We start from the raw sequence: 12,614 nt of genomic DNA on the forward strand, positions 1-12,614 counted from the left end.
ACCATTCATAGACTTTTTGAAAAGTCCTAGAGACATTAGATGCTGGCACTGGATCTAACAAATTTCTTATTTGATTATCCCCAGGAATTTTTTTAATTGAAAATAAACTTTCAGCATTATCTTTTCCCTTATTGCTTTTCATTAAACGTTGATGGTCTAAAAAAGACGGCGACTGAGTAAAAAAGACTGAAAATGCAGCCATCACGGCATCTTCTACCTCATATTTTCTATTATTTCCAGGTTTCCTCTCATCGGGTAAATCATCTAATTCTTGACGTAAAAATTGCATTAATTCCGAAATTTCTAGGGTTGCCGCTTTTTGAGCCATCTTGGAATAATTTGACGTGCTGGTGGATTTCTATCTCACCCATTTTACCTTAGCTGACAATAATTATAAATTTTTATTTCCCTTGAATTCCCTATTCTAAAAACAGAACTATCTTCCTGAATTAACCCCGTTTGTTCTCAGCCAACCTCTTTGATTGCTTGAGTATTTATACTTAATTTGTCCAGCCAACTGTTTTTTTGGGTGATCGCCTCTCCTCAAAAATAGTTACTTTGTACTATATGCCCATGCCAAAATCGGGGTTAATGCTCTATTTATTTCAAAATGAGAATTGCTGGTAGATAGTCTATTTGTCAGTGGTTTATTTTGGAGGATGCCTATGTTTTAGATTAGGTAAGAGACTGTGAGCCGAACTAAATAGAGATTTTTCCTAGACTATATCTGCGGGGGAAGCCCCCCCGCTTTTACTCCATGACCACCACCATAATCAGCGATCGAATTCAGGAAGACTGGCCGGTTAAACCCGGTCACTGTCTCAACCCCTTTGAACCCCTGTTTGGTTCTGACATTCCAGAAAGTGAGCTAGGCCGATCGCTCTACGATCTGGCCATCAGCATCGAGGAAGCTTACGGACTAGGCGAATTGATAGACGAACTACCCGATCTAGTATTGGGAATCAAGAGAAATCTAACGTCTTGGTATGAAATCGGTTTAATTTCTTGGAAAATTAAGTTATGCAAGGGGTGGCGTAAGCGTTACACTTCTTTCAAGCAGTTTTGTGAGAATGCTATCGGTAAGACTTCCAGTGCTGTCAACAATTGGATCCGGGCCGCGCGGGTAATGTCTCATCTCATATCTGCCGGATGCGATCGGTTGCCCATGAATGCCTCGATCGCATTGGAGTTATCCAAGTTTAGCGAGACGGACCTTTTAGAGGCATGGCGTGATATTTGTGAGACTTACGCGGATCACGAGCTAACCCTCGATAAGGTCAAGGCTCATCTTGAAAATCCCTATCAGAAACTGCCTAACTCCAAAAAGGTTAACATCTCTCTTGAGTCGTGGGAAAAGTTGCGGGAAAAAGCCGCCGAGTCGGGAATGTCTCCGTCCAAGTTGCTAGAGGAACTGATCGACTCGTTACTCCCCGATGAGGATGATTCTAGCCGGGACACAGTACCACCGGATGAACCGGATGAAGATGAACCGGATGACGAGGAGGATAAGGATGCTCAAGACTTGCCTAATTTTACTAAACGTTACCGCACTAATTTTAGCCATCAGGATAATTACTACTCTCCTATGGTTAACTCATACCTGTTGGACAATGGCAAGTTAGTCCCTTTTTGATAGGGTGATTTTATTTTTTGCTACTCCCTAAAAATTAGCCAATTATTCCGATGAACAAAAAAACACTTTTTGCACGGGTAGAATTTTATACTGTTCTATCCCACTATCTCTCGATCATCAATAAACTGCTAGGCTTTTGTTCTCAGCATTTAAGTTATGCTAACGACTTCGCGAATGCGGCTTTATTTTCCATTCCTGTCTCGGACGGGTTAGACAATCTAAAATCGCACCGAAAACAAATGTCTAAAATGCAACAGCAGATAAAAGGCTACAAGAGGGAACTTGACGATCTCTCAAGCAAGATTAAGCAAAGTATCTCTTACTGCAAGGAAAAAGAAAATGAGTCAATCATTACAATTAAGCCAATTAATCCAAGAAACTAAGACTTCTATCTTATCGGAGACTTTCTCCGATTATGGAGTAGAGACAATCTTGAGCGAATTAATCGACTTTGTTTTAGAGGAATATCCCGATCAGCTTCATTGTGGGATTCTTTCAGCTTACTTAATCCCTGCTAAAAATTATGTCGCTGTGCTAAATAATCGGGAGAATTTTCGATTAGAGACAAATTATCCTAATTTTACCAATGTAGAGGAAACTAATGGCTAGTTTTTATTATGGCAGTGATCAAGGGCAATCCTACTGGATTAATTTAGATCAGGTTTGTTTTGTCAAACTAGAAACGGACAAATTAATTCTTAAAATGATTGAGGGGAATGTTGTCGCAATTGAGGGAAAAGACTATTGTCCGCTTAAACAAATTCTCTGGAATCATACCGTTAACTGGGATGAAGAATATAAAGATAATGACAAGCGACACAATCATGAAGATGTTCCCACGCGAGAAGAAGTAGAAGCCAGTAACGATATTTTTAAACCAGAAGACTGGCAACCAGAAGACTGTGATCTAGATGATGAGATACCTATTTAACCTAATCGCACCCTATCGGCTAAGGCCGAGGGGATGGGGTTAGGGTCCAAACCTAATCCTAGTCCGAGAGTGCCTTTTTGAAAGATTTCAGGTTAACGCCTGTCCACGCATCGTAAGGCTTCGAGGACTTTTAAGAATTGTGCCTTTTAAAGTGAGATAGGGCTTAAAAAGCCCTACGGGAGTATCGTAAGGCTAATTCTTTTTAAACTCAATCACTCCCATTATAACCGATGAAAATATTAGGCATAGACGTTAGCCGCAATTGGGCTATCGTGGTTTTATTGTGCGAATTTCCGTCTGTTTCCCCTCTACAATACTCGAAAAGTATTGGAGAACCTATCAAGGGCTACTCGCGAATTAAAGGAAACACTCAGCTTAACGAGATAGCTTATAAGCTAGAGTGCAATGCTGAAGCAATCGAGATTATTAAATCTTTAGAAGCTGACGCGATCATTCTCGAACCTACGGGTTACTGGTATGCAAGCTTTTGGGTTAATTGCGCTAAAAAGTTAGGCATGGATATCTATTGGATATCTCATCAGCAAACTAAGATAAATCGTCAGCACTATTTTAAGACCAAAAATAAAGACGATTATCTTGACGCGCTAACCATTGCCTTAACTTATTTTGATAAGTCAGGGTTAGATGATTTAGGTAATCCCCCGATCTTAAACAATTACGACTATGACTCGATCGATTTGTTGCGTCGGACTTTCCACGAAAGAGAACAACTTGATAAGAATAAAAACTCTTTGATTAATCAACTTAGACAGCGATTATGTTGCGAGTTTCCAGAAATCGCCCAAAAAGACTTTGAGTATATCGGGGTTAAGGGCTGTAATCCTACGTTAGGACATATCGCTGGTTTGTTAAAGAACCCGCGCATTAAAACCACAGCCGGGACGGGAATTAGCGAATATAGCCAGTTATTGGCGAATGACATCATCACCTATCAAACTAGAATCTCGATTAAAGAACAAGAGCTAAGAGATATTTTAGAGTCAGAACAGTTTAAACTTTATCGCCAAGTCTTTAATCAATTTTGCTTTGGTACTATCACTCAAAGCTTACTGCTTTTACATTGCTACCCTATCGAAAGATTTTTAGTTAAGGGGAAACCTTATTTTAGGGGTGATCACGATATTAGCTTGAGAAAGTTTCAGGCTTATCTAGGTTTAGGGTATTCCTATCAAATTTCAGGGGATACCTCAGCCAAACAAGACAAGGTTAAAAAAACCTGGAAGGGTTCCGACTTAATGCGTTCTCACTTGTATGCTCACGCAATGGTGACTATTTGCCCAAATAAACCGGCTAAAACCAAGATTATGACTAAACTTAAGAACTCTTGGCTAAATCCCAGAAAACACACCTATTTTACTCGCAACGAAAAAACCGGGCTAAAAATTGAAGTTACTCAGGAGCTACCAAGCTTTAAGGCATTGGGGAAAGATGGGTTATGTCGGTTACTGTTTTATGAGACCAGGCTGCTTTATCAACTTTTAACAAAGAATTTAGTAAAGTGATTGGTTTGACCACCATTGCCAATTATGAGCATGAACTTCTGGAGTACGCCACTGCGGGACTGACAACCATCCCGGGCCTGCGTTTGATTGGGACAGCAGCCGATAAGGCCAGCGTGCTTTCCTTTGTGCTAGAGGGATTTGATGTGGAAGTCATCGGACAGGCCTTGAATCGGGAAGGGATTGCCGTGCGAGCAGGCCATCACTGCGCTCAACCCATTCTGCGACGCTTTGGTATCGAGGCAACGGTGCGCCCTTCCTTGGCTTTCTACAATACTAAAGCCGAGGTGGATGCGCTGGTGGCTGCGTTGGAATGTTTCCAACGCCAATAAACTGACGGTCATGGGTGGGGCAGCTTGTACACCTATTCCAGTTCTCCCTAAACTGCCACCTATTTGAAATGTATAGGAGGGTGGGGAGCGGGTTTTTCAAGTTGGATTGGGAGTTAATTATCTTATTAAAAACGGATTGGTCTGACTTTCCTAAAGAGGCAAAAGGGGGAATAAATAATCAGTTTTTAATAACCAGATTTAGTATAATTAGAACCACTTACTTAGGGTAATCTATTTTCTTCTCCCTTCTCTGTCACCTAAAAATGACTACCATGTCCGATTCTCCTGAATCTATCCGCAATACTAGCGTCAGCGATCAAGCTACTAATAATGATGCTCTCGGATTTGAGCCTTATGTAATAGCGATCGCTGAATTTTTGTTGCATGAGCAGACACAACCACCCCTAACTTTATCGGTTGAGGGAGAGTGGGGTAGTGGCAAGTCTTCTTTTATGAAAATGTTAGAGGAATATTTACGAAAAAAAGGAGGTCGGACGGTTTGGTTTAATGCTTGGCGACACGATAAAGCGGAGTCGGTATGGGCGGCTTTTGCGCTGTCTTTTATTAAGCAGATTTCTACGCCCAAAAATTGGCGAGATTTGCCTCGAGTTATTCTAGGACATTTTAAATTACAATTACTGCGTTTTAACCTAGAAAAAGGCTTATTTGAATTAATTAAAGCTTTACCAGTAATAATTTTTGTAATTTGTGCCTCAATTGCCATTCCCTTTATTTTAATCGTTTATGGAGTTGAAGGAATTAACGAATTAATCAGAGCAACAACCTCTCCAGATGTTTTTTGGAGTAAAATTAATTCAGTTTTTAAACTGTTATTTACCGCCGGAGGTTTAACTTTATCAGGAGCAGGAATTTTCGCTGGTATTAAGAGTTTATCGAGAAATTTTCAAAGGTTACTTCAAAACCCCAAAAACAACCTAATTAAATACATAGAAGCACCAGATTATAAAAAACAATCGGCATTTGTAGAAGAATTTCATGAAGATTTTGCTAAAATTGTCGATGCTTATATTGGCAATGATCGGGTATATGTATTTATTGACGATTTAGATCGTTGTGAACATCCAAAATCAGCGGACTTGATGCAAGCGATTAACTTGATGATTGCTGATGATCCTTCAGTGGTGTTTATTTTAGGAATGGACAGAGAAAAAGTAGCCGCTAGTTTAGCTGTCAAATACGAAAATATTCTCAAGTATTTACCGTCGGAAACCACAGAAATTGATCCTGATATTTTAGCGAGACGTAGTGCTAATAAAGGGTTAGCTTATGGTTATACCTTTATTGAAAAGTTTGTCCAGCTTCCCTTTTTAGTTCCCCAACCATCCCAGTCAGATTTTGAGCGTTTTTTGATTCAGCTTGCTACTTCAACTCCTCCCAATTTACAGCCAGCTAAACCTCATTTTACATTTTTTCAGTCATTCTGGGGTAAGTTTAAGTTAGCTTTACCCTGGAGAAATAATTCGCAAAAGCATCTCACTTACCCAACAAGTAATCAGACAAGTGATTTAAAAAACTTGTCTCTAGATAATCCTTCGATAGAATCCGAACAAACCGAAAAAGAGAAAGCACGAGCAGCCGTAATTAAGCGATTAGAAGCGATTCAAGTCAACAAATCTGATAATAGAGATTCCCAAACAGTGCGGAATGTCATTATGATGGTAGCTCCCGCATTGGATTACAATCCGCGACGGATTAAACACTTTATCAATGTCTTTCGTCTCAAGGTTTATATCGCTAATGAAACTGGTTTATTTTTTGAAGAGCGAGATGAGAATGATAATTTGTTAGTTCCTTCTCTAACTTTTGAACAGTTAGGTAAATTTACTGCCATTAGTTTAAAATGGCCATTGTTATTATCAGATTTAGAAAATGATAAGCAAATTTTAGCAAAATTAGAAGAATTTGCACTAGATGAAGAAAAAACCAAAGAATATGAAGAGTCGATTCGCTATTGGGGTAGTCATACTAAGCTTAAAGCTTTAATGGCTTACGGTCATGAAAAATCGGCAGCTAACTCTAAATTTAGCTTGGCAGAGGTAAATGTTGATAAATTATTACAAGTATCGCCCAAGATAATTCGGCAAACTGAAACTGTAATTTTACCAAACTTTAACCCAGAAATGGTGGATATACCCGCTGGTAAATTTAACATGGGTTCTAATGAGAATGAGAATGAAAAACCGATACATGAAGTAATTGTGCCAGCATTTCAGATAGGCAAATATCCCGTCACCCAAGCACAGTATCAAGCGGTGATGGGATTCAACCCCTCACATTTTTCAGAAAATCCTCAGAACCCGGTAGAATTTGTTAGTTCGTTTGATGCTCAAGCTTTTTGTGAAAAACTGAGCAAGTTAACGGGAAAAAACTACCGTTTGCCTACAGAAGCAGAATGGGAATATGCCTGTCGCGCCGGCACAGAAACCCGATTTAGTTTTAGCGATGATGAAGATCAACTAGGAGATTATGCTTGGTTTAGTGGTAATTCAAATAATACAACCCATCCTGTTGGGGAAAAGCGACCTAATCGTTGGGGAATCTATGATATGCACGGCAATGTTTGGGAATGGTGTGCTGATCAACATCATGAAAGTTATGCAACCAAACCAGACAATATTAAAGAAAATGGCAGCATTGTATGGCTAGATAGTAATATAGGCGATGAGTCATCAATGATGCTGCGCGGCGGTTCGTGGGGCAGCTATCCTGTAAACTGTCGCTCGGCGGTTCGGATTGGGATTGATGCCGACGATTGTGATGGCTGGCTCGGTTTTCGTGTTGTGTGCGATCTCCCCCAATCAGTTAACTGTTAACTTTTATCAGTTGGGAGCCACCATTGGCGTAATAATATTATTGTAGGGGCCAATTGCATTCGCCCTCTTTGAATAACTTCTGCTGCTCATCTATAGGTGAGGGAAAGTCACAAATAGGAGATGCAGCCGATAATTTTCTGGAAATATAGTCTTTAAACCCTTGTCTGGCAAAACTACAAGGAATGATAAGCAATGATTATCACACAAAGTCGAGGAGAGCCATACTAGAAGCAACCAAACAACTTCCCCCAGAAGATCAAAAACAACTTATTCACCTGTTAAAAAAGTGAAAGACATGGACGAGGCTCAACAATACCTCAACAACTAATGGAAAGTATTCCGGCAAGATTAAAATAAATTAAGGTCATCTGGCCGCAGTCAGTTTTAACCGACTGAAAATATTACTTGGTTTGAGGAGATTTTTAAATTGACAGACGAGCGCGTTTATTGGTTAGCATGGTCAAGTATTGCTGGAGTTGGGGCAATTTCCCTGAAGCGACTCTATCAGCATTTTGGCAGTGTCGCTGTGGCTTGGAATGCCACCGATTCTGCGATCGCAGAAGTGGCGGGATTCGGCAAAAAATCAATGGTAGCGGTACAGGAAGGGCGATCGCAAATTGACCCAGAAGCTCTTTTCGCCGAACATATCCAGAAAAACCCCCTTTTTTGGACCCCTAGCGACCCAGAATACCCCCGCTTTCTCTGGGAAATTCCCAGTCCTCCCCCCTTACTTTACTATCAAGGAAAGGTCAATTTAGAGGAAAATCAGGGAAATATCCCCACCGTCGCCATTGTGGGTACTCGTAACCCCACGGATCACGGCCGGCGCTGGGCGCGGCGCTTAAGTACCCTTTTGGCCCAACAGGGATTTACTATTGTTTCTGGGATGGCCGAGGGAATTGATGGCGAGGCACACCAAAGCTGTTTAAAAGCAGGGGGAAGAACAATCGCCGTCTTGGGAACAGGGGTCGATGTGGTTTATCCTAGTCGTCATCGGCAGCTACACGCGGACATCCAAAAGCAGGGTTTAGTCATTAGTGAACATCCTGCCGCAACTCAGCCGAATAAAGCCCATTTTCCCAGTCGTAATCGCATTATCGCCGGTTTAAGTCGTGCGACGATTGTTATCGAGGCCCCCGAAAGGTCAGGCTCCCTGATTACAGCCAGTTATGCCAACGAATTTGGCGGCGATATCTATGCTTTACCCAATTCTCCCGATATTGCCACCGCTAGGGGTTGTTTACAACTGATTCATCAGGGAGCAGAAATTATCGTTTCTGAGGAGAAATTATTAGAAATGTTGGGGGCAATTCCCACCACGAACCAATCCGCACCGGTTAATCTCTCCCCTTCACTCCCCCTAGAGACATCCCCGGTCGTTAATGCTGCTCCTCCAGCGAATCTAGAACCCAGACTAGAACAAGTGTATCAGTTATTTGACAGAGATGCCCTGTTGTTTGACATTATTGTTGAAAAAATGCAAATCCCCACCTCAGAAGTGGCGGGGATCCTATTGGAATTAGAATTAATCGGTTTAGTGACTCAGTTACCCGGTATGCGTTACCAGAAAACCTAGTTAACCCCCAAATGCTTATTTAGGGTATTAGCTAAAGTAGTTTTCGGTGCAGCCCCGACCACTAGATCAACTTTTTGACCCCTTTTGAGGATCATCAGGTTTCAGGTGTTTAGTTAGGGTATTAGCTAAAGTGGTTTTCGGTACAGCCCCGACCACCGTATCAACTTTTTGACCTTCTTTGAAGATCATCAGAGTAGGAATACTGCGAATCCCGTACTGACTAGCGATAATGGGGTTTTCGTCGGTGTTGAGTTTCACCACCTTGACTTGCCCTTTGAAGTCTTTGGCAATTTCTTCGACAACGGGAGCCACCATTCGACAGGGGCCGCACCAAGGAGCCCAGAAATCCACTAGGACAAGGTCGGCACTATCTAAAACTTCGACTTTAAAGTTGGCATCTGTAACTGCAGGAACCTCTGACATACTTAAGAAATCCTCTAGTAATCACGGTTATCTAGAATACGCAAAAATTCCATTCTAGAGATTCGTGGTGCGATGTTGACATTCCACTGGTGAAAAGGACGAGAACTAGCTCTAAATCCACTTTAGAGGCCTTAACTTGCATCAGAGGTAGCTTCTTGGATCAATTTCACAAGGGGCATTCTTGTATTTTATAACCCTAGAGGCTCTATTTTGACTTTTTTTTGATAAAGTTTTGTAATATTGCCCGAGTCAAGCATGGGTGATGGCGGCCAGATAAAATTTTCCTGAAGAAAAACCCCAAAAGTAATCGATTTTATCTAGGCTTAACCTGAGTTTGATTATGATCAACACAAGCCACCTCCTAATTGAGCTTTGCCATGAAAATTCTGGTCTTAAATGCGGGATCGAGCAGTCAAAAAAGTTGCTTATACGATTTAGATATTCTCCCCTGCCATCCTCCGCAACCGATTTGGGCAGCGGGGATCGATTGGACGGTTAACCCTGATTACGCGGTTTTAACGGTAAAAGCTCAGGGAATTAAACAGGAAATTAATCTTTCTAGTCAGGATCGTCCGGCGGCAATTGCTCGGATGTTAGATACCTTAGTAACTGGAACAACTAAGGTGGTGGCCAATCTCACCGACATTAGTATAGTCGGTCATCGAGTTGTCCATGGTGGCACAGAATATTCCCAGGCAACCATGATCACTCCCCAAGTCAAAGAAACGATTAAAAAGCTGATCCCCCTTGCTCCTAGCCATAATCCCGCTCATTTAGAAGGAATTGAAGTGATCGAGCAAGTTTTGGGCGATGTTCCTCAAGTAGCAGTGTTTGACACCGCTTTTCATCGTTCTATCCCTCCTGAGTCTTCTCTTTATCCCATTCCCTACCAATGGAGTGAACTGGGAATACGTCGCTATGGTTTCCATGGCACCAGTCATCAATACTGCTCCCAACGGGCAGCCGAATTGTTGGGAAAACCCCTAGAATCCTTGAAAATAGTGATCTGTCATCTGGGCAATGGTGCTTCCCTATCGGCAGTCAAGGGGGGTAAAAGTATCGATACCACCATGGGATTTACTCCCCTAGAGGGATTGATGATGGGAACCCGCAGCGGTTCGATCGATCCAGGGATTCTGATTTATCTAGAGCGAGAATATCAATATAATCCCGATAGTTTAAATAGTTTACTCAATAAAGAATCCGGTTTAAAGGGAATTTCGGGTATTTCTGGGGATATGCGGGCAATTACCACGGCGATGGCCGAAGGCAACCAGAGGGCAAAATTAGCATTTGAGATGTATATTCATCGTCTGAAAAGTTTAATCGGATCGATGATTGCTTCTCTGGAGGGGTTGGATGTGTTGGTATTTACGGCAGGAATCGGCGAAAATTCAGCTTTAGTACGGGAAAAAGCCAGTCAAGGCTGGTCTTTTTTGGGTTTAAAGTTAGATTTGGCTAAAAATGCCGCTCGTCCCCAGGATGAGGATATCGCCACCGACACATCTAAAGTACGCGTGATGGTAATTGCTACGGCGGAAGATTGGGCGATCGCACGAGAATGCTGGCATTTATCTCAATAGACCTTACCTTTGGCCATTCTCTTTTGGCTGTTGCGTTGCGGGAATCTCGATAATTGGATGGTTGAGAGCAATCATCAAATAGTCTCCCTCTTGGCTAATACTGCCCGGACCGCTGGCCATTTGGGAGAGGGGATCATTGCGTCCCGAGACGAAGTAGGAGCCAACAGCGATCGCCATAGCGGTGAAAATCGCGCCACCATAAACATAATATTGCCGACGACGCTGACTATCGACTTTTCTGAACACCTGTTCTGCCAACCGGTCGCTGGCCATAGTAGCCGGTACGGGAATTTGCTTTAAATTAGTTTGTAATCCCAAGAGCTGTCGATAGAGTTTTTTAGCAGCAGCATCATGGTCTAACCAATGCTGAACTAGCTTCCTTTCCTCTACCGTTACTTCGTTATCAATATAGGCACTAATTAAATCGAAACGATGAGCTTCTTCGTTATCCTCATCTAAGAATAAAATATCCTCGGTTGCGGAGTTGCAATCGCTGTCATCGCGACGTAACAAAGACTTGATCCATTGAACGTCTTCGGGTTGATAATTATTCATGGTTGACCTCGACCAGAAGCGATCGGTATGCAATCACTTTTCACCAGCACGGAGCTAGTTAAATTTAACGACTCCTCACTTCGGCCGTTAGTGCCGAATCACCACAATATTCTTTAGCCTTCAGTAAAATAGGGCTGTAAAACAGATTGTAATTTAGCGCGAGCGCGAGCAATGCGAGATTTAACAGTTCCTAAAGAAACTCCCGTCATCTCGGCAATTTCTTCGTAGGCCATACCTTCAATTTCCCGGAGAATAATAGTTGTCCGAAAAGCTTCTGGCAAATCAGCGATCGCCGCTTGTAATTGATCGTAGAATTCGTGGGTGGTGAGATGTTCATCGGGACTGGGGTAATCGGACTCGATATCCCAATCGATTTCGCCATCTTCCACGCGTCGGGGAGCATCGAGGGAAATGGGGTGATTAACCCGCTTGCGTTTCCGCAATTCGTCGTAAAAAAGATTAGTAGCAATGCGACTTAACCAACCGCGGAACTTGAGGGGTTCATGGAGACGGTTAATATTGCGATAGACGCGAATCCAGACCTCTTGAGCCAAATCAGCGCGATCTTGCCAATCGGGAGCCAAATGATAGAGTAATTTATCAACATGAGCCTGATAGCGCCGCAGCAGTTCCGCAAAAGCTGCCCGATCCGGCTGACACCCTTCCTGACAGCGTGCAATTAGATCGTAGTTGGAGAGTTTGTCAGGGGACACGGGGTTTTGAGACTTTTTGGCCTCAAGTGACCAAGATACTGGAATCGATTGACTCATGGGATTTCCTCAAGGGTATAAGCTCCTCACTTAGAGCTTGAGGACGGGAGAAGTCAGTAAAGGTTCCCGAAAATAAATAATTTTTTTCCCATGTTTTGATTCTAACTGATCGAACCGAGTTCCTGGACTGAGATTTGCTCGGGGCATTCAATGTTTGACCTTCTCGTTCGACCACCGGGCTGAAAACCTTACTAAGCAGTTATTTCAGCCACTGCATCCCTATTTGATGCCTAAACAGTTCCCACCTATGAGAAACGCTGTCACCGCCATCGAGAGCTAATTAGAACAAAATTACTAGAAAAAAACAACCCACCAGAAAAAGGGGAAATAGCTGAAAGGCTTACGGAGCAAGGGATAGAAAAAAGATCAAAAAATTTTGCCAAAAGGGGTTGACAAACCTGGGGAAGTTAGATACATTGGTAAATGCGCGGTTGAAGCAAAGCGAAAGCGAAGCGAA

At 42.3% G+C, this 12,614-nt stretch carries 10 protein-coding genes and 2 pseudogenes; 8 read left to right on the forward strand and 4 right to left on the reverse strand.

Features of this window, described 5'->3' with window-relative positions; translation table 11 throughout:
• Positions 1–328 (reverse strand): annotated as a pseudogene (locus IQ224_RS16360) (ISNCY family transposase); the annotation flags it as partial.
• Positions 329–757: 429 nt separating this feature from the next.
• On the opposite strand from IQ224_RS16360, the gene IQ224_RS16365 reads away from it, so the two are divergent.
• From IQ224_RS16365 to dprA, 7 genes and pseudogenes are all read left to right on the forward strand, one after another.
• On the forward strand, positions 758–1,633 hold the full coding sequence (locus IQ224_RS16365; RefSeq protein ID WP_194033228.1) for a hypothetical protein: 876 nt from the start codon (positions 758–760) through the stop codon (positions 1,631–1,633).
• Positions 1,634–1,972: 339 nt separating this feature from the next.
• Positions 1,973–2,242 carry a hypothetical protein gene (locus tag IQ224_RS16370; protein WP_002748483.1) on the forward strand — a complete coding sequence of 90 codons (270 nt, stop codon included), beginning with the start codon at positions 1,973–1,975 and terminating at the stop codon, positions 2,240–2,242.
• The gene (locus IQ224_RS16375; protein WP_002748484.1) at positions 2,235–2,564 is read left to right on the forward strand and encodes a hypothetical protein; all 330 of its coding nucleotides are present in this window, start codon (positions 2,235–2,237) and stop codon (positions 2,562–2,564) included. Before IQ224_RS16370 ends, IQ224_RS16375 begins: the two co-directional genes overlap by 8 nt.
• A gap of 230 nt (positions 2,565–2,794) precedes the next feature.
• Positions 2,795–4,087, forward strand: a complete 1,293-nt coding sequence (locus IQ224_RS24260) for a hypothetical protein (protein ID WP_228036268.1) — start codon at positions 2,795–2,797, stop codon at positions 4,085–4,087.
• A pseudogene (locus IQ224_RS16385) lies at positions 4,084–4,416 on the forward strand (aminotransferase class V-fold PLP-dependent enzyme); the annotation flags it as partial. The gene IQ224_RS24260 and the pseudogene IQ224_RS16385, both read left to right, overlap by 4 nt.
• Before the next feature lie 272 nt (positions 4,417–4,688).
• Positions 4,689–7,250: an SUMF1/EgtB/PvdO family nonheme iron enzyme gene (locus IQ224_RS16390; RefSeq protein WP_194033232.1), complete on the forward strand. Its 2,562-nt coding sequence runs from the start codon at positions 4,689–4,691 to the stop codon at positions 7,248–7,250.
• Positions 7,251–7,677: 427 nt separating this feature from the next.
• Positions 7,678–8,826, forward strand: a complete 1,149-nt coding sequence (dprA, locus tag IQ224_RS16395; protein WP_002749435.1) for a DNA-processing protein DprA — start codon at positions 7,678–7,680, stop codon at positions 8,824–8,826.
• Between the two features lie 66 nt (positions 8,827–8,892).
• Here dprA and trxA read toward each other — a convergent pair whose 3' ends face one another.
• The gene (gene trxA, locus IQ224_RS16400) at positions 8,893–9,249 is read right to left on the reverse strand and encodes a thioredoxin (protein WP_002749437.1); all 357 of its coding nucleotides are present in this window, start codon (positions 9,247–9,249) and stop codon (positions 8,893–8,895) included.
• 377 nt (positions 9,250–9,626) lie between these two features.
• Here trxA and IQ224_RS16405 point away from each other — a divergent pair, with 377 nt between their 5' ends.
• Positions 9,627–10,832 (forward strand): acetate kinase, encoded by a 1,206-nt coding sequence (locus tag IQ224_RS16405; RefSeq protein ID WP_194033229.1) that lies wholly within the window; start codon positions 9,627–9,629, stop codon positions 10,830–10,832.
• 3 nt (positions 10,833–10,835) lie between these two features.
• Here IQ224_RS16405 and IQ224_RS16410 read toward each other — a convergent pair whose 3' ends face one another.
• Both IQ224_RS16410 and IQ224_RS16415 read right to left on the reverse strand, forming a co-directional pair.
• On the reverse strand, positions 10,836–11,387 hold the full coding sequence (locus IQ224_RS16410) for an anti-sigma factor (RefSeq protein WP_194033230.1): 552 nt from the start codon (positions 11,385–11,387) through the stop codon (positions 10,836–10,838).
• 113 nt (positions 11,388–11,500) lie between these two features.
• A complete protein-coding gene (locus tag IQ224_RS16415) occupies positions 11,501–12,157 on the reverse strand; it encodes a sigma-70 family RNA polymerase sigma factor (RefSeq protein ID WP_194033231.1) in 657 nt (218 codons plus the stop codon).
• Between the last annotated feature and the right edge of the window lie 457 nt (positions 12,158–12,614).

Origin of the sequence: Microcystis sp. LEGE 00066 (assembly GCF_015207925.1) — a bacterium.
In the GTDB taxonomy this organism is placed as follows: domain Bacteria; phylum Cyanobacteriota; class Cyanobacteriia; order Cyanobacteriales; family Microcystaceae; genus Microcystis; species Microcystis ichthyoblabe_A.